Origin of the sequence: Archangium violaceum, from assembly GCF_016859125.1 — a bacterium.
Taxonomy (GTDB): domain Bacteria; phylum Myxococcota; class Myxococcia; order Myxococcales; family Myxococcaceae; genus Archangium; species Archangium violaceum_A.
The window spans coordinates 1173521-1192328 of the sequence record NZ_CP069338.1 but is presented as its reverse complement, the minus strand read 5'-3'; the positions used below and the strand labels follow the sequence as shown (position 1 = coordinate 1192328).

At 71.8% G+C, this 18808-nt stretch carries 9 protein-coding genes; 6 read left to right on the top strand and 3 right to left on the bottom strand.

What is annotated here, in order from left to right:
* Window positions 1-65 precede the first annotated feature (65 nt).
* Complete coding sequence (locus tag JQX13_RS05115; RefSeq protein ID WP_203407948.1) at window positions 66-848, top strand: NlpC/P60 family protein; 783 nt, start codon at window positions 66-68, stop codon at window positions 846-848.
* Between the two features lie 21 nt (window positions 849-869).
* Here JQX13_RS05115 and JQX13_RS05110 read toward each other — a convergent pair whose 3' ends face one another.
* A complete protein-coding gene (locus tag JQX13_RS05110; RefSeq protein WP_203407947.1) occupies window positions 870-3467 on the bottom strand; it encodes a protein kinase domain-containing protein in 2598 nt (865 codons plus the stop codon).
* Between the two features lie 496 nt (window positions 3468-3963).
* Here JQX13_RS05110 and JQX13_RS53695 point away from each other — a divergent pair, with 496 nt between their 5' ends.
* Window positions 3964-4506, top strand: coding sequence for a hypothetical protein (locus JQX13_RS53695; RefSeq protein WP_239014547.1), 543 nt, complete (start codon window positions 3964-3966; stop codon window positions 4504-4506).
* Between the two features lie 217 nt (window positions 4507-4723).
* On the opposite strand, the gene JQX13_RS05100 is transcribed toward JQX13_RS53695, so the two are convergent.
* Complete coding sequence (locus JQX13_RS05100) at window positions 4724-6163, bottom strand: IS1380 family transposase (RefSeq protein ID WP_203407946.1); 1440 nt, start codon at window positions 6161-6163, stop codon at window positions 4724-4726.
* 87 nt (window positions 6164-6250) lie between these two features.
* On the bottom strand, window positions 6251-7060 hold the full coding sequence (locus tag JQX13_RS05095; RefSeq protein WP_203407945.1) for a phospholipase D-like domain-containing protein: 810 nt from the start codon (window positions 7058-7060) through the stop codon (window positions 6251-6253).
* Window positions 7061-7198: 138 nt separating this feature from the next.
* On the opposite strand from JQX13_RS05095, the gene JQX13_RS05090 reads away from it, so the two are divergent.
* The 4 genes from JQX13_RS05090 to ddpX are packed head-to-tail and all read left to right on the top strand — an operon-like array spanning window position 7199 to window position 18671.
* On the top strand, window positions 7199-16741 hold the full coding sequence (locus tag JQX13_RS05090; protein ID WP_203407944.1) for a flagellar hook-length control protein FliK: 9543 nt from the start codon (window positions 7199-7201) through the stop codon (window positions 16739-16741).
* Window positions 16742-16753: 12 nt separating this feature from the next.
* A complete protein-coding gene (locus JQX13_RS05085) occupies window positions 16754-17371 on the top strand; it encodes a hypothetical protein (protein ID WP_203407943.1) in 618 nt (205 codons plus the stop codon).
* Window positions 17358-18056 carry a 7-cyano-7-deazaguanine synthase QueC gene (queC, locus tag JQX13_RS05080; RefSeq protein WP_203407942.1) on the top strand — a complete coding sequence of 233 codons (699 nt, stop codon included), beginning with the start codon at window positions 17358-17360 and terminating at the stop codon, window positions 18054-18056. The genes JQX13_RS05085 and queC overlap by 14 nt, the downstream gene beginning before the upstream one ends.
* 3 nt (window positions 18057-18059) lie before the next feature.
* The gene (gene ddpX / locus JQX13_RS05075) at window positions 18060-18671 is read left to right on the top strand and encodes a D-alanyl-D-alanine dipeptidase (RefSeq protein WP_203407941.1); all 612 of its coding nucleotides are present in this window, start codon (window positions 18060-18062) and stop codon (window positions 18669-18671) included.
* The last annotated feature ends 137 nt before the right edge of the window (window positions 18672-18808 follow it).

Sequence of the window (18808 nt, the reverse complement as noted above, 5' to 3'; positions counted from 1 at the left end):
GTGGGGCCCGCGCCCGCCTGGTCGTGGAGGGTGCAGGCCGTGGCGGGTGTGGATAATGTCGTCGCATGCGCTGCCTGCTCCTCGCTCCGGTGTGTCTCCTCGTCGCCTGTGCCGGCACCGCGCCCGCGCTCCGTCCGGCAACGGGGGGGCCGCTCTCCTCGCCAGAGGCAGAGACGCCTCGGGTGGCCGAGGTGGAGCGGGGGGACGCCTCCCAGGAGAGCGTGGCCATGGCCCTGCGCGTTACCGTGGAGACCGCGCGACTCGTGTCCGGGGCCACCAGCCTTCGGGCCTCGCTCCCGGGGTTCACGGGCTCGCCCTCGCGCATCGCGTCCCTCATCGTCGAGCGCGCGGTGCGGCTCGTGGGGGTGAGGCACCTGGGCCGCGTGGAGCGCGGTGTCCCGGACGACTGCTCCGGCCTCGTGCGGGTCGCCTATCTTGAGGCGGGCATCGACCTGGTCAACCATGGCTTCCTCGCGGGCGAGAACGCCGTCTCCGCCATCTACCGCCGCGCGCGTTCCCGCGGCGCCTTCCACAACCGCCGCCCCCGGCCCGGAGATCTCGTCTTCTTCCGCGAGACGTACGACCGCAACCGCGATGGCCTGCGCAACGATGGGATGACCCACATCGGCGTCGTCGAGAGCGTCGGGCTGGATGGCACCGTCACCTTCATCCACCGGGGCAGCAAGGGCATCGCCCGCTCGCGCATGAATCTGCGCTTCCCGCGCACGCACCGCGCCGGCCAGGACGGCGCCGTGCTCAACGACTTCCTGCGGGCGGCGTCCCGAGGTCAGCGCGACTGGCTGTCCGGGGAGCTCTTCGCGGGCTTCGCCTCGCCCGGAACCTTGTAGGCACCCGGGCGGCGGGGACGCTCACTTCTTCGTCAGCGTCTCCAGGGCGTCCTTCGCCTCGTCCTGGCCGCAGTTCTTCAGCGTCTTCTCCCGCGGCTGCTTGATGAGCTGCTCCAGCGCGGGGACCGCCCGGGGGTCTCCCAACCCCGCGAGCCGCCGCGCCGAACGCGCCCGGATGCCACAGTTCTTCGACTCGAGCGACCGCATGTACAGCTTCACCAGGTCGAGCCCGTCGGTGGACTGCACCGCCTCCAGGTAGCGCAGCGCGCCCCACTGCCTGGACGAGGGCTCCTCCTCCGCGAGCTCCTCGAAGTGCTCCTTCACCCGTTCCTTCGGGAGTCCGGAGAGCAACTTGCGCAGGGCCTTGTTCGCCTCGTCCTCGCCGAAGTCCTCGGCGAGCCCGTCCAGCACCGGCTCCTCGATGGACTCGCGCGCCTCCGCGTCGATTCCCGCAAGCGCCGCGTACTCCTCCGAGTGCCGGTCGAGCCCGTGCAGCGCCCGCGCGCGCACCTGCCGCACCGGCGCGTCCTTCTTCGCCTCCGCCGGCACCTCCGACAGGCGCTCGAGTGCGTCCGCCGGCTTGCCCGTCTCCAGCAGCTCGCGCGCCTGGTACACGGGATCGTTCCGGTGCGCCGTCTCGTACGAGGTCAGCCCCACCATCGCCACCAGCCCCAGGCTCACGCCCGCCGTCCGGCCCGGGCTCGCGCGCACGAGCTCCAGCGCCCGCTCGCCCAGATTCCGCCCCGCCCGTGCCACCTCGTCCCAGACCGCTCGCACCGGGCCGAGCTGCTTCTGGAGCGGAGCGCGCATGGACACCTCGTCCTGGCCTCCGAAGGGCAGACCGTCCAGGGCCCGGCGGCAGCGATAGAGGCGGAGCGGCTCTCCGCTGCCGGGCATCGGCACGCTGCCGCAGGGATCGGCGTCTCCCTCCACCCGGCTGCGCACGAGGTTCACCGACTCGGTGAAGACGACCTCGCCGGCCTCGGCCACCGCTTCCACCGCCTTCACCACCTCCACCGGCTCGCCGAGCACCGCGTCACGGGTGACGAGCACCTCGCCGGTGTGGAGGCAGATGCGCACGGGCAGCTGCTCGTCCGGGCCACACCGCTGGTTGTGCCGCCACAGCTTGTCCTGCATGGCCATGCCGCACAGCACCGCGTGGGTGGGGGCGGGGAAGACGGCGAGCAGGGAGTCCCCGCGCTTCTGCACCAGCCGGCCGCCGTAGTCGCGCACCAGCGGCAGCAGCATCCCGTCGTGCGTCTCCAGCATCCGCGCGTTCTGCTCGTGCGTCTGCCGCGAGGTGCGCTCGGTGTAGCCCTGCAGGTCGGTGAGCATCACCGTGAGGTTCTGCGGCTTGCCTCCCGACAGCGTCCCGCTGCCCGTCAGTCCCTTCGTGCTCGCGGGCCTGGCCAGGACCGTGTCCGTGTTGCCGCGCACCGACTGCACGGCGAGCGGCGTGGCGGGGCGGGTGGGCGCGCGCGAGTGCGAGGCGGCCTGTTCGGGCACCACCATGTCCGTGGCGGGGCGGGTGGGCGCGCGCGAGTGCGAGGGCCCCGGGATGTCGGGCGTGCCCGGGACGGGAGGACCGGAGACGACCGTGCCCGAGGCGGGAGACTCGGCCGGAGCCGGCGCGGCGACGGGCGCGGCGAAGGCAACCGTTCCGCTTCCGGGCGGGGCGGACTCGTCGGGGACGATGAAGGTGGAGATGCTCGGGAGGGTGGAGGGCGCACCCGAGGCCATGGCCAGGGGCGTGCTCGCCGCGCCGAGCGTTCCCGCCGCCACCGCGCCGAGCGCATCCACCAGGGCATTCGCATCTTGCAGCCGGTGGGTGGGATCCTTCTGCATCAGCTGCATCACCAGCGCGACGAGCGTGGGATGGCCGACGAGCGTGGGCGCGGCCTCGATGAGGGGCTGGGGCGCCGAGGCGGCATGCTGGGCGACGTACTGGGTGGGACCCGGCCCGGGGAAGGGCAGCTGACCCGAGAGCACGCGGTAGGCGAGCACTCCAAAGGAGTACAGGTCGCTGCGCGGATCCACCGGTGCCCCCACCGCCTGCTCCGGCGAGAGGTACTCCGGCGTGCCCACCACCAGCCCCACCTGACTGAGGTTGCTGGCGGTCGCGTCCGGCTCCACCAGCCGGGCGATGCCGAAGTCCAGCAGCCGTGCCTGCTCGCCGCGCAGCCCCCGGGTGAGGAGCACGTTCTCCGGCTTCAGGTCCCGGTGGATGATGCCCTTGTCATGGATGGCCGCCAGGCCCTCGGCGAGCTGGTACAGCAGGGGCAGCGCGCGCGTCGGGGCCATGGCCCCCTGCTGGAGCACGTCATAGAGGTTCTCTCCCTCCACGTACTCCATGACCAGACAGGCGCCAACGTTCGTCTCGCCGTAGTCGATGACGCGCACCACCGCCGGGTGCTCCACCGCGGACAGCAGGCGAGCCTCGCGCTTGAAGCGCTCGATCATGCTCGGGTGCACCATCAGATCCTGGTGCAGGACCTTGATGGCCACCCTACGCCCCAACGACACCTGCTCGCCCAGGTACACCTCACCCATGCCTCCAGAACCGAGGAGTTGGAGGACGCGGAAACGGCCATCGAGGACGAGTGTACCGGTGTCGATCACGCGCGCTGCATCTTCGCTGGAAACGGGGGTCGCGGGCAGGGGCCTAGCGTGAAACAGGGGCCGCTACTCTGCCTGCCCCTCGGGCAACGGAACAGCGAAAATTGGAAGCCTGTCTCCCAGGTGAGACTCCGGGTGGACCTACAGTGAATCTCTTGTGCCAGGGTGAACAGATGGGGCGTGGGGGCGTGTGTCCCACCGCCTCGCGGCGCGAGCGGCATTTGTCCACGGGCCGTCGTCTTCCCACGGGCTCCCTGCGGCGTTCCCGTTCGCGTGACCGGCAGCAGTCGTCCGGTGAGGGAGGAGGAGTTCTTGCGATCGAGCTACAACCGCACGGAAATGTGAGCGAGGCTTCCTCTTGGCTTTTGAAAACCCTCGTTCTCCCTTCTTCTTTGTTGCGAAGCACGCATTGGGAGCAGCCCACGACACCACTTTCATGAGGGAGGGGGACAACCTGGGTCCAGCTCCCCGCTGCCCACAGTGCGGCGACACAGTGGGCTTGCGGACCTGGTTGCCGCCCTACCGTGGAAAGCTGGATCTGTTCGGCCAGAACCTGGGTGACTTCGTGGAGGGGCCTGGCAACAGCTTCCTGCTCTCGGAGCGGTTCGCGGATGCATTCAGAGCCGAAGGACTCACCGGGCTTGGTGGCTTCCATCCCGTGGAGGTTCGCGTACGCAGGCAACGGAGGGGGCCCAAACCCACCACCGTGCCCGGGTACGTCTACGTCATCCCCGCCTATGGCTGCGCAGTGGTGGACGAGGCGCGCAGCCGACTCCGGCGCGCGGATCCCATGATCTGCACGTACTGCCGTGCCTCCGGCGTGGATTCGATCCATGGCTTCGCACTGGAGTCAGGCTCTTGGACGGGCGAAGACGTCTTCCGCCCCCGAGGTTTGCACGGGCTGTGGGTCGTCTCCGCGCGATTCGCCCACTTCGTTGCCCATCACGGCTTCACGAACATGCTCCTCACCGCGACCGGGGAGTACGTGTGGGATCCGCTTCGACTTGGTCCCCCATCCACCGCTCCGGTAGGCAAGGTCTGAGCCCGCAGGTGCTTCAGCCCGTCATCTTGCGGTAACCCCACCATATTCGCGACGACTGGCTCAAGACATGCATGAAGGCTGAGGTCGAGCGCGTTGGGTTGAGTTATCGGGCACAAGGCAGAGGAAGCCCGCCCCGGGGCAGCGGGTAGCAAGCAGGAGGAGATGGAGAGGGGAGTGGGGAGAGTGCGACACGTGAGCTGCAATTGACTCCAGGCAGCTACGTGATGTGCGCTGTGCTCAGCGAGCCCAGCTTCGTCCACAGCTTCTGCCAGAGGCTGGCCGACTCCCGGCCAATGACCAGCACCACTCTTCTGGCGTGTAACAGCACCCGCGCGGCTACTTTGAGCACCCGCTCGCGCACACGGAGCAGCCCCCAGCCCTCGCCCGTGGCCTGCTCCATCAGCACGCGCGCGGCGTGCACCAGGTTGTAGGCCAGGGCATTGAGCAACAGGCGTACCTCGTTGTTGGCGAAGGCGTCGATGGACACCGAGCGCTGGACGGGCGGCTGCCCCCGGTACTTGGACTTGGGCCGTCTGGCCGAGGAGAGCGCCGGGGCCAGCACGTCCATGAGCTCTCCGAAGTGGCCCTCCGCCGTGCCGCGTTGGCGGTAGTGCTCCAGCAGCGCCTCGGCCGGCATCTGCTCCTTGCTCCAGCTCGTCACCAGCCAGAAGGCGTGCGGGAAGAGCTCGTCCTTCCTCTCCAGCACTACCAACACCACGCGCCGCGCACGGCTCCAGCCCTGCGCCTGGTACTCCCATTCGTACAGGTGGGTGCCCGGCTCCCCCAGCGGCACTCCCGAATTCATGAAGCGCGGCAGCGCCGCCTCCCGCTGCAACACGCTGGTGTTGCGCACGCGCGCCACGTAGGGCGTGCCTCGCTCCTCCAGCTTCGCCAGCAGCTTCTCCTCGGGAAAGCCCGCGTCGAAGCGCACCGCCGCCACCTCACACACCTCCTTCTCCACTCGCCCCAGCAACTCGTCGATGAATTCCAGCGCTCCATTGGCGCTGTGCACGTTTCCCTCGCGCAACCTCACGTCCAGCAGGTCTCCCGTCTCGGCGAGACTGGCGACAATCGGGTGGTACATGCGTACTCCGTAGTGCCCGTTGTACGCGCTGCCCTCCTGGTGCCCATGCACCTCCACCGGCAACCCGTCCACGTCCACCGTCACCTGCTTGAGCTTCTGGCCCTTGGGCTGCTGCGCCCTCAGCCTCCGCCCCGTCTGCCACACCAGCGCCTCGTGCAGCACCTTCCGGTTTTCCTCTCGCGCCAACATGGCCGTCAGCCGCGACAAGGTGGGCTGTGAGGCCAACCCCTCCGCTCCCCCCTCTTTCCCCCTCAGCGGCACGCTGCTCTTGCTGTCCGACACCGCCAACCTCAACGCCGCGTCCCTCCTGAGCGCGTCCGCGTCGTCGTGGTCTCTCCACCCTTGCCCCAACAGCAGAAGGTCCGTGCGCACCAACTCCCTCAGCGAGTGGGTTATCCGCTTCTCGTCTCGCGTGTCCGTCAACATCTCCCCCAGCCAGCGCGTCAGCCCCAACCGCTCGTCCACCTCCCTCAGCAGCACCGCACCTGCCTCCGACGTCAACCGCTCCGCCCTCGCCTCCAGCTTCACGGAGCCGTTGAACTCCAGCCCGAAGTCGTTGAGGATTTCACCCATGACGCGCCTCCTGCCTTGTGGTGGTGGATGTCTGAACAACACCCCTCTACCACTCGGGAGGTCAGGCGCGTCACCCTCCTTTTCCGGTCATCCTCCTGCACCTCTCGTGAATAAGGCGGGGTAACAACTCCGGCACAGGGGTTTGTTCATGGTGGCAGGGAACTCCTCGCCGCAGCTGTGACAGAAGCTGTCTTCGTAATTCGCGTTCTCGTACTCAGCCCACTCCTGGAAGTCGTCCCAGCAGTATGGCTTCGCAGGGTTGAGCGTGATCGGCATGGCGCACCGGATGCAGAACCCGTGCAGCGCAGTTGGCGCGCGAGGGCTCTCCGCCTGCCTGGTGCTCCTGGAAGTTCGGGCCTGCCCACCGGCTTTGCTCTCCACGAATCTCTGGAAGTCTTGACCCGAGAGGATGTGCGGCTCGATCTCCTGTTTGATGAACTGCCGCACCTGGGCCACGTCCGCTGGGTCCTTAGACCAGAGCCCCACCTCGATACTGGAGAGGAATGACGAGGAGAGCAGGTTCAACGAGGAGATGATGACCTCGGATTCCGACCAGTAGAGCTTCGCGTGGAGCTTCGGAAGAACGCGGATCTGAAGGCCCCGCGCGGTGAGCTCCTGAAGGTACTCACTGTACGTTCTGGCGAAGGACTGGAGATCGTCGTCGAGCCGAAAGATCAGGGTAACGGAGACTTTGTTGTTCAGCGCAGCCCGGATCGCTTGCCCGATCCGATCCTCTTTTCCCAGGGTAACGTAGGGGGAAACGAGCAATACCTGCTTGCGCGCGTTCTTGATGAGCGAGACGAGTCGGCTGATGGTCTCGTCGGTGTTCAGGAGGGTCAAGTTCACGTTGTCACCATGCTCGAACACCTCCGCTTGCCACCTCAAGCGCTTCAGCACGTCCCCGTACCGAGAGGGCCGGACTCCTGCTGGGCAGCCGGAGGCGATACGTCGCCTGCTGAGCGGGCAGGAGAACAGCAAAAATTCCGGGGGGTTGGACCACGTGGTAACTTCGCTCGCTCTACAGCAGCCCCCGCGATGGCCATCGACAGCGACTCCCCCAAGCCCGCGTCCGAAGCGCAAGCCGCAGCCCCCGAGCTGCGCCTGTTGGACAGGCGCGCCTTCGTGGGGTTTCCGCCCCTCGAACTGGCGCCCGGACTCTCCATCGCCGACTTCGCGCTGCAGATTCCCGACGTCACCTTCCCCTTCAACGTCAGCGCCGGAGCCTCGCGCTACCAGCGCAAGAAGCTCCTCTTCGGCTTCCTCGAGCTGCACGTCGACGCGGAACTCGTGGTGCGCAAGGTGGCGGAACTCGCCGGACGCGTGGCCGGCCTCGAGGGCCTGAAGCTGCACTTCCGCCCCGGCTACCTGGAGGGCCAGGCCTTCCTCCAGGCCCCGGAGCGCACCCCGCTCACCTTCAAGGTCGCCTTCGACGCCGACGGCGAGCGGCTCGCCCTCTACCTCTACGACGTGCGGCTGTACGGCTTCTCCTCCACGCCCTCGGTACAGGTGCCCGGCCTCATCGCCGCCACCGTGGCCGAGCTGGGCCTGTTGCCCGAGGTGGAGGTGCGTGGCGCCACCGGCTTCTCCACCCGCGTGCTGCCCGCGCTCTGCCAGAAGGCCGCGGTGAGCCGGGGCTTCAAGATGCCCGTGCTGGACACCGCGCGCCTCTCCTCCGCCGAGGTGAGCAGCGCGGGCCTGCGTCTGCGTTTCACCTCTGGAGGCCTGCCACCTCCCGCTCCGCCCGACGAGGAGCTGCTGCTGGCCCTCGAGGGCGCCCGTGCCTTCGCCGATGCCGAGGCCCTCATCGCCCAGGGCAGGCTCGCCGAGGCGCGCGACGCCTGGCTCCAGGCCGGCGACGCCCAGGACGCCCACCCCTTCGCCGCCGAGCGCTTGCTGTCGCTCCTCGTGGCGGATCCGCAGGCGCACGACCTGGCCCTCGACGTGGCCGCCACGCTGCTGCGCCGCCGCGAGAAGAGCCCCGCCGCCCTCTGGGGCGAGGCCGTGGTGCGCGAGCGCCGGGGTGAGCATGCCCGCGCCGCCGAGCGCTACCTCGCCCTGTGCGCCCTCTCGCGCCGCGCCTCCGAGGAGGCCGCCGCCTTCTTCTCCGCCGAGGCCGCCGCCCGCGCCGCTCGCGACCATGCGCCCCAGGTGGCGGTGAAGGCTCTGCATGAGGTGCTCGGCCTCAGGCCGGATCACCTGCCTTCCCTCAAGGCCCTCGCGCGCGCCTCGGACCAGAGCCGCGACCGCGCCGGTGCCGTGCGTGCCTACCGCCGCATCGCCGCGCTCGCGAGAGATCCCGCCGAGGCCGCGGATGCCCACGTGCACCTCGCGCGCCTGTGTGCCCAGACGGAGGACGATGTCGCCGGCGCCCGCCTGCACTGCGAGGCCGCGCTGCGTCTCTCTCCGGATCAGCCGGATGCGTTGCTGCTGCTCGGCGAGCTGTGCCACCGCGGCGGCGAGCACCTGCGCGCCCTCAAGGCCCTGGACCGTCTGCGTGAAGTGGCCATGGCCCGCCACGAGCTGGACCGCGTGGGCCGCGCCAACCTCCTCGCCGGCCGCATCTGGGAGGAGGGCCTCCAGCAGCCGGACAACGCGCTGCTGCGCTACCGAGAGGCCGTGTCACTGTTGCCCGGCGAGCCCGAGCCCCTCTTCTCCACCGCGCGCGTGGCCGAGAAGCTGGGCAAGTTGCAGGAGGCGCTCGCCGGCTACCAACAGGCGCTGGAGCTGGCGGGCCCCGCTCCGCGCTCCGACTCCATCCGCCAGGCCGCGCACCAGAGCCACCACGCCCTGGCGCGCCTGTACCGCACGAAGCTCGGGGACCCCGCCCGTGCCCGCGAGCACCTGGAGGCCGCGCTCGCGTTGGACCCGCGCGACGCCTCCGCGCTCGACGAGCTGATTCCCTACTTCCGCGCCACCGGCCGCACGCAGGAGCTCGCCGAGGCGTTGGAGAAGGCCGCCGCCGTCCACGAGGAGCCCGGCCGCCGCGCCGCCCTCTGGGCCGAGGCCGGTGAGCTGTACCGCGGCCGTCTGCAGCAGCCCGAGAAGGCCGAGCGTCTCCTCACGTCCGCGCTGGAGGCCGATCCCGACCACAAGCCCGCGCTGGAGTCCCTGCTGGCGATCGCCGAGGCCCGGCGTGATGGGGGGCTGCTCACCCGCTGCCTCTCCTCCCTCGCGCGCCTCACCACCGAGCCCAGGGAGCGCGCGCAGAAGTACCGCCGCCTCGCCGTGGCCGCGCGGGACCTGGCCTTCGACCTGGACCTCGCCGCCACCGCCCTCCAGGAGGTGCTGAAGGCCGAGCCGGATGACCTGCCCACCCTGGGCGAGCTGTGTGCCCTCCAGCGCAAGCGCGCGGACATGGCGGGCCTGGCCAACGCCCTGGAGGATCGGGCGCGCGTGGCCGAGGCGCAGGGCGACAAGCGGCTCGCGGCCACGGCGCTGCGCGAGCTCGCCAATGTGCTGGAGGCCCGGCTGGGCCGGCTCGGCGAGGCCCTCGTGGCCCTGGAGAAGGCCGCGCGCCTCTCTCCGGACCAGGCCGTGTTGCTGGAGCTCGCCGACCTCTCGTTGCGCTGCGAGCGCCCCGAGCACGCCCGGCGCGCGCTGGAGACGCTGCTGTCCACCCTGCCGCGCACCACCGCCCCCGAGCGCCTCGCGGACATCCGTTCGCGCCTGGGCCGCGCGTGTGAGCTGGCGGGAGACCGCGAGGCCGCCATCGCCGCCTACGCCCAGGCCTTCCCGCTGCGCCGCCTGGACGACGCGCTCGCCTCCCGGTTGGAGGCCCTCTACACCGAGGCAGGCGAGACGCGGGAGCTGGCCGAGCTGTGGGCCTCGCGCGCCCAGGCCCTCGTCGCCGCCGAGCGCTCCGCGGAGGCCGCGCCCCTCTTCCTGCAGAGCGCTCGCGTCCTCCTGGAGCGCGGGGAGAAGGGCCCCGCCCTCCTGCGCCTGTCCGCCGCGCTCGATGCGAATCCCTCGGGTCCGTTGGCCGCCGAGACCCTCGACGCGCTCGCCGAGCTGGAGTTGGAGCGGGGCGAGAAGCTGGAGGCCGCCCGCCTCTTCGCGCGCAAGGCCGCGCTCGTGACGGACGCTCGTGCCGGCGCGAAGCTCCTCTTCCGCGCCTCCGTGCTCGCCATGGGCACCAGCCGCGAGGAGGCCTTCCTCGCCGAGGCCCTGGAGCGGGATGCCTCCTTCGCTCCCGCGCGCGTGCGCCGGGGCGAGCTGCGGATGCAGGGGGATGCCCGCTCCGCCCTGGAGGACTTCGAGGCCGTGCTGGCCCTGCCTGCGACGGACCCGGATGCGCTCCGCGAGGACGAGCTGCTGGAGCTGACGCGCCGCGCCTCTTCCGCCGCGGTGCGTGCCGGCCGCCCGGATGCCGCCCGTCGCCTGCTGGCCCAGTACTGTGCCCTGGCCCCGGAGGATCTCGAGGCCCAGGTGGAGCTCGCTGGCCTCCACCGCAAGGCGGGCGCGCGCGAGCCCCTGGCCGACCAGCTCGCCCTGTTGTGGCCGCGCCTCTCCGGAGACGCGCGCCGCTCCGCTCGGCGCGAGCTGGCCGAGCTGTCCCTCGCCCTGGGCCGTCCCGCCGAGGCCGCCGACGCCCTGCGCAGCCTCCTCGCCGAGGAGCCTCACGACACGTGGGCCACGCAGTCCCTGCTGGAGCTGCTGCCCCCTCCGGGCGCGGGCACTCCCCAGGAAGAGGTCGAGCGTCTCACCCTGCTCGGCACGCTCATCTCCGCCGCCGAGGGGGATGCCCGCGCGGAGCTGCTCGCCCGCCGCGCCGCGCTCCACCGCAACGCTGGCCGCGCCCAGTCCGCGCGCGACGACTTCCTCGCCGCCACGAAGCTCTCCCGCCGGCCCGCGCCCCTGTGGCTCGCCCTCGCCGCGCTCGCCCGCGAGGCGGGGGACGACGTGGACGAGCTGGAGGCCTGGCGCAACGTCGTCGTCTCCGAGCCGGACCTCGCCGAGCGCGCCCGCGTCCGGCTCCTCGCGCTCGCCTCCACGTTGGTGGAGAAGGACGCGCGCGCTCCGGCCCGTGAGGCCCTGCTCGCCGCCGTGGCGTTGCCGCTCTCCCCGGCCGAGCGCTGTGATGCCTTCTTCGCCCTCGCCACGCTCGCGCGTCGGGATGGGCAGTCGGATGCCGAGGCGGAGGCGCTCGCCGAGGCCGCGCGCCAGGGCCCCGTGCCCCGCCGCGTGGAGGCGTTGTTGTCGCGCGCGAGCCTGCTCGAGAAGGGCGGGAGCCTTCCGGAGGCCGCGAACAGCCTGGAGTCGGCGCTCTCCCTCGCCCCACGTCACGCTGGCGCCATCTCCGCGCTCCATCGCGTGCTGCGTGAGATGGAGGACTGGGCGCGCCTCGCGAGCCTGCTCGCCGCCGAGGCCCCGCATGCGCCTCCCTCCGAGGCCGCCACCCTCTACGCGGAGCTGGGCACCCTCTACCTGGAGCGCCTGGAGCAGCCGGAGGCCGCCGAGGCCGCGCTGCGGCAGGCCGTGCGTCTGGCCCCCGAGAACGTCGACGTGCGCCGCCGCCTCGTGGCCCTCGTGGCCGACCGGGGTGACTCCGCCGAGGCCGCGAAGCTCCTCGACGTCGGCACCGACGACATTCCCTCCTCGGAGGCCGCCACCCTCCTGCGCGAGGGGGCCTCTCATGCCCGCGCCGCTGGAGACATGGTCCGGGCCCTGGAGCTGGCCCGCCGCGCCCATGTCCTCGTCCCCGCGCGCGACGCGCAGCTCGCCGAGCTGGCCGAGCTCCTCTTCCTGCACGGAGAGGTGGTCGAGGCGCTGCCCCTGCAGGAGCAGCTCGCCGCCGCCGCGGACTTCTCCACCGAGCCCGAGAGCGCCGAGAAGGCGTGGCTGCGCCTGGGGGCGCTCGCCGAGAAGCTCGGGGACTCCCGGCGCGCGGTGTCCGCGTACAAGCGGCTGCTCATCGCGCGTCCGTTGAACGAGGTGGCCGTGCATCGGCTCGCCTCGCTGCTGGAGAAGGACGAGCCCCGTGCCGCCTTCGAGGTGCTCGTCACCCACGCGCGTGCCCTGCCTCCGTCCGACGACACCGCGGAGCGGCTCGTCTCGCTGGCGGAGCGTGCCCGCGAGTCGCTGGCGGACGCCGCGCTCGCCGCCTCCCTGCTGGCGCGCGCGGCGGAGATGGCGGAGGAGCCGCTGCCGTTGCACCAGGCGCTCGCCGACCTCTACCGCGACACGGGCCATGCCCCCGAGCTGATGGCCCAGCTCCAGGTGGTGGCCGCGCTCTGCCAGGAGCGTGGAGACCTGGACGGCGCCATCTCCGCCTGCGCGGAGCACGCGCGCCTGGCCGAGGAGTCGGGCCGGGTGGATGACTCGCTGCGCTCGCTGGAGGCGCTGCGCTTCCTCCTGGAGAAGGAGGACCGGAAGGACGAGGCCGCCGCCTACGAGCGCCACCGCGCGGAGATGCTGCGCGACGCGAAGCTGGACCTGTCCGCCGCCGAGGCCGCGCTGGAGCGGGCCTTCGCGCTCTCCGAGCAGCTCGACACGGCGCGCATGGGCATCGAGCTGGCCGTGCGCCGGGACGATACCGTCGCCGAGGCCCGCTGGTTGGAGCGCGTCCTGCCGCTGCTCCCCGAGGCGCCCGGGAAGGCCACGTCGCTGCTGCGGTTGGCGAAGCTCCACCTGGAGGTGCTGGACGACTCCAGCAAGGCCGAGGGCTTCCTGCGCGAGGCGCTCCGCCTGGACCGTTCCCTCCAGGAGGCCGAGACGCTCCTGTGCGAGCTGCTCGAGCGCGAGGGGCGCGTGGCCGAGCTGGCCGCCTGGTTCGAGGACTCCGCCTCGCATGAGGAGGAGCCCACCCTCCGCGCGCAACTGCTGCTGCGCGCCGCCACCCTCTACCGTGAGCGCGCCGGACGTCCGGATGCCGCCGTCATCGCGCTGCTCGCCGCGCGCTCGGCGCTGCCGGACGACCTGGGCCTCACCCGTCAGGCCGCGGACCTGCTCCACGAGCTGGGGCGGGACGCGGACGCCGCCGAGTTCGACGCCCTCCTGCTGGAGGCGGACCCCTTCCAGGAGCCGCTCTACTCCCGCCACCGCGCCTTCCTCACGGAGACGGAGGACCTGCAGTCGCTCGCCGCGCTGATGTTGCGCCGCGCCCAGAAGCAGCCGCCCGCGCAGGCCGCGGAGAGCTACCTGGCCGCCGCGAAGGCCTTCCGCGAGGCCGGTGCGCTGGAGCGCGCGCTGCTGTGCGAGGACCAGGCCTTCGAGCTCGCTCCCTCCAGCGCCGAGGCCTTCCACGTGCTGCGGGCCCGTGCCGCCGGGGACGTGCGCCGCCTGGCGGAGCTGCTGTCCCTTCGTGCCGCCTCCGTACCGTCGGAGCAGGCGCTGCCGCTGCTGCGTGAGCGCGCGGACCTCCTGCTCGAGGCGGGGGAGTCGCTGCTCGCCGCCCAGGCCTTCGACGACTACCTGGCCCACGCGGGTGACGACGTGGACGCGCTCGCCACGCGCGCGGAGCTGGCCGCCAAGGGCGGTGGCCCGAACGCGGCCCAGCCCTATGACCGGCGTCTGCTCGCGGCCGGGGGCGAGTCGCTTCCCGTCCCGGTGCGCGTGCGCACCCACCTGCGGCTCGGTCATGCCTCGCTGTCCTCGGGGGCGTACCGTGATGCCGCGGAGTCCTTCGAGGCCGTGGTGGCGCTCGAGCCCGAGGGGGCGCGTGGCCAGGAGGCCCTGTCCCTCCTCGCCGAGGTGTACGGCCGCACGGGTGATTCCAAGGGCCTGTACCGCGCTTCCCTGAAGCTCGCGCGCAAGGCGGATGCCGCCACCGCCGAGGTGCTCTACCGCCGCGCCGCGGACCTCTTCGAGGACCCCAGGGAGTCCATCGACGCGCTGCTGCACCTGACGCGTCTGCGTCCCGCGGACGCCCACATCATCGATCGGGCGGTGACGGGCCTGCGTGCCCTGGGCCGCCCCGCGGACCTGCTCGCCGTCTACGAGGCCGGTGCGGAGGCCGCCGGGGGCTCGCGCGCCGCGGAGCTGCTGATGGCCGCCGCCGAGGTCGCCGCGGAGCAGCTCGATGACCCGAGGCGCGCCGCGGCCCTCCGGGAGCGCGCGGCCGAGGCGGACCCGACCAACGTGGCCGCGATCCGGGCCCTGGTGGAGGGCCTGCGCGAGCGGGGCGAACAGGCCGCGCTGCTGGAGGCGCTCGAGCGTCTGGTGCCGGCGACGGAGGACGCGGACGAGGCCTCCCTGCTGCGGCTGGAGCTGGCCTCCCTCGCGAGTGCCGCGGGCCGCGAGTCGCTCGCCCGCGAGGCGCTGGAGGCCGTGGTGGCCCGGGGCACTTCCGGTGCGGGCTACGCCGAGGCGCTGGAGGCCCTGGAGCCGTTGCTCGCGGAGGAGCCGGGCCGTCTCGCCGAGGTGCGCCTGGCTCGGGCGGAGCTGCTCGCCAACGCGGAGCGCCGGGAGCTGCTGCTGTCCGCGTCGCGCGAGTTCGAGGCCGCGGGCCGTCTCCCGGATGCACTGCGTTCGGCCCGTGCCGCCGTCTCCATCGAGCCCGACGCGGAGTCGCTGGGGTGGGTGGCCCGGCTGCACCGTGCGGCGGGAGAAACCGGGCGCGCGGCCCAGGCGTTGTTGCAGGCGGCCCGTCTCGCGTACTCCGCGCAGCGTCCGGCGTTGTTGCTGGAGGCGGCGGACCTCTGGGAGTCCGCGGGCGAGCGCATCGAGGCCCTCGAGGTGCTCGAGCGTCTGGCCTCGGAGGCCCCGGGCACGCTGGGCCCGGTGGAGTTGGCCGAGCGCTTCACCCGGTTGGGCGCCCCGGCGCGCGCCGTCGAGGTGGGCTTCGGCCCCGCGCTCGAGTCCGGGGACCTCACGGGGGCGCTCGCGCTCGCCGAGCGTGCAGGGGACATGGCCCGCGTCCGTCAGGCGCTCTGGGCGCTGGTGGCGAGGCCGGACGCGGACGCCTCGCACGTCACGGACCTGACCACCGGCCTGCGCGCGGAAGGAGACTGGGAGGGGCTGCTGCGGTTGGCGGAGCTCCTCACGCAGTGGGACGCGGCCATGGCCATGGGCCTTCGCGACGAGGTGCTGCGCGCGGAGGCCGCTCCGGCCGAGGCCCGCCTGCTCGCGCTGGAGTCCTTCGCGACGTCGCCGGGTTTCACCGAGCGCCTGCGGCTCCTGCTGTCGTCGATCGGCGGTTTCCCCGAGGCCGTGGCCGAGGTGGTGCTGACCCACGTCCGGGCGCTCTCGCTGGACGAGCGCGTCGAGGCGCTCTCCGACGCGGCGGATGGTTGGCCGGAGCGGCGCGGCAAGCTGTTGCGCGAGCGCTTCCGGTTGCAGCGCGACGCGGGGCGCACGGCGGACGCGGCGGACACGCTGGGCCTGCTCATCCTGCTCGAGACGGATCCCAAGGCTCGCGCCAGCCTCCACGTGGAGCATGGCGACATGCTGATGTGGGCGGGAGACAAGGCGCGTGCGCAGGAGGCCTTCGAGAAGGCGCTCGAGGACGCACCCGGGACGGTGCGCGCGCTGGAGTTCCTGCTGCCCATCTACGACGAGACGCGCAACCACGCGCGCTTCGTGGTGGTGGCGGAGCAGCTGGCGGCCATTCTCGCCGGCCCGGCCGCGATGGGGCTGTGGCGCGAGCGGCTGGCGGAGGCCTACGAGGCCCTTGGCCGGCTGCCGGAGGCCGCCGAGCAGCTCAAGCTGTTGCCGGAGACGCCGGAGCGGCTGGAGCGGCGGGTGCGGATCGCCGAGGCCCAGGGCCTCACGGGCGAGGCGTTGCAGCTGCGCGAGCGCCTCACGGATGACCCCGCGACGCTGGAGGGCATCCTCCGCAGGTACCTGGACGGGCAGCTGGTGGTGTTCGCGGTGCGTCTTGCCGAGCGGCTCTTCCAGGCCGGCCAGTTGTCCATGGAGGCCAAGCGCCTGGTGGCGGAGCGGTTGTCGCCCACGTACGAGGGCGCGGCGCTGGCCATCTATCTCTGGCCCGAGCTGCTGCGGCGGCAACCGGTGGACGCGGACGGGTGGACGCTGTACGCCGAGGCGCTGGTGGCCTGCGACGACGTGCCCATGGAGGTGGCGCGCGTGGACGGCTTCGGCGCGGCGCTCGTCTCCAGTACGGCGAGCGCATCGGCCGCGACGATCTCCCGGGTGGCGCTGCCCGAGGGCTTCCGCCATCCGCTGCCTCCGAACGCGGTAGCGGTAACGGCCGAGGTGATGCCCCGCCTGCACGCGGCCCTGCGGCCCACGCTGAAGGAGCTGGGGGCCGAGTCGCTGCGTGTCTTCCTGAACCCGGCCGGTGGCGTGGAGGCGTACCTGGCCTCTCCGGACGAGCTGGTGTTGGGCGCGGGGACGCTGGCCTGCTTCGGCCCGGTGGAGCTGAGCTACCTCTGCGCGCTGGCCCTCTGTCTGGGCGGGTCCGGCGAGGCGCTGACCCGGCCCGGTCCGGTCCAGGGCTTCGATGTCGCAGCGGTGGCGGCCTTCCGCGCGGTGCCCGCCTCGCTCGCCGCGTCGCGCGTGCTGGCACACCTGTCGCCCGAGGTGCGTGGCTCCGACCCATCGTCCCTGGACGTGGGCACGGTGCTGCGGACCAGCACGGCGTTCCGCGCGGTGGCCCTCGCGGCCCTGGAGACCGTGTAACCTCCGAAGACCATGCCTGACTCCCGACGTCTGCTCCTCGTAGCGCTCCCCGTGGTCGCCATCGCCATCGCGTGTGCGTCCGAGACGGTGTACCCGGGGGATCTCGTCATCGGAAGGTTCGACTTCCATGCCCAGGCGAACTGGGACCGGACGGACTGCAATCCGGATGCAGGTGACTTCACCCGGCTCGTGGACGGCGGCTTCGAGTTCTCGGGCACCTTCTCGCGCGACAGCGTGGATGGGGGCGGGTGGTTCACCATCGACGGCTTCTCGCGCAAGGCCACCTTCGATGCCCCGGCGCAGCGCTACGTCACGGTCCACCGGGCCGCGGCCCAGGTTCCGAGCTGTGGAGAGAACTGCGAGGGCGCGGAGATCGAGGAGATGATGTCGGTGGTGCTGCTGAGCGACAGCCAGGACCGGGCCATCGGGAGCAGGTGCGCCAACCTGCCCGACGGAGGCCTGCCGGATGGCGCGGTGCCGGGCCCCACGGTGAATGGTTACGACGCGGAGCGGGCGTGTGGTGAGCTGAGGGTGACCTTCCTTCCGGGGAAGGAGAACTGCAAATGCGTGACGTCGTGCACGGCGGTGTACGGCGTGGAAGGGAAGCGGCGCTTCAATGGCGGTAACTAAGAAGGCGGTGGTGTTGCTGTCGGGCGGGTTGGACTCGACGACCTGTCTGGCGATGGCGAAGGCGGACGGCTTCGAGCCGGTGTGCCTCGCGGTGTCCTACGGGCAGCGGCACCTGGTGGAACTGGAGCGGGCGCGCCGGGTGACGCAGGCCATGGGCGTGAAGGACTTCCGGGTGGTGACGGTGGACCTGCGGCAGGTGGGCGGCTCGGCGCTGACGGCGGACATCGAGGTTCCCAAGGATCGGCCCGAGAGCGAGATGTCCCACGGCATCCCCATCACCTACGTGCCGGCGCGCAACGCGCTCTTCCTGTCGCTGGCGTTGGGTCTGGCGGAGGTGGTGGGCGCGAGCGACATCTACATCGGCGTGAACGCGGTGGACTACAGCGGCTACCCGGACTGCCGGCCCGAGTTCATCCGGGCCTTCGAGCAGATGGCGACGCTGGCGACGAAGGCGGGGGTGGAGGGGACGCGCTTCAAGGTACACGCGCCGCTGTCGGGGATGACCAAGGCGGACATCATCCGCGCGGGCGTGAAGCTGGGCGTGGACTACGGGATGACGCACTCGTGCTACGACCCGGACCCGGAGGGGAGGGCGTGCGGACGGTGCGACAGCTGCGTGCTGCGGCGCCGGGGATTCGAGCAGGCGGGGGTGCCGGACCCCACGCCCTACGTGAAGGGAGCCTGAGGGATGGCGGGACCAGCAAGCGTGGCATTGGGGCTGTGGCTGGCGGCGGGGAGCGCGCCGGTGGTGGATGCCACCGAGGTGGTGAAGGACCTGGTGGTGGACATGAAGTACGCCACGCCGGACAACTTCCTGAAGCAGAAGGTGTACCCGGACGGGGCGCGTTGCCTGCTGTTGCCGGAGACGGCCGAGCGGCTGAAGAAGGCGGCGGACACGCTGCGCCCGCGGGGGTACCGGCTGAAGGTGTACGACTGCTATCGGCCCATCGCGGTGCAGTGGCAGATGTGGAAGATCTTCCCGAAGCCCGGCTACGTGGCGAACCCGAAGAAGGGGGGGAACCACAACCGGGGCGCGGCGGTGGACCTGACGCTGGTGACGCTGGACGGGGCGGAGGTGGAGATGCCGACGCCGTTCGACTCCTTCGAGAAGGCGGCGCACCACGGGTATAAGGGCGGGACGGAGGCCTCGCGCAAGCACCGGGAGATTCTGCGCGCGGCGATGGAGGGGGCGGGCTTCAAGAAGAACGCGATGGAGTGGTGGCACTACGATCTGCCGGGAGCGACGAAGCTCCCGGTGCTGGACGTGCCCTTCACGAAGCCCGAGGAGACCTCCAAGTGAAAAGCGCGAACCGCTCCTCGGTCCTCGTGGGAGCGGCGGTGCTGCTGGAGTTGCCTCGGGCGGTGGGGGGACTGAGCCTCATCCCCGCGTTGTTGCTGGCGGCATCATGATCCCTGTGGGGGCTCCACATCCGGGCG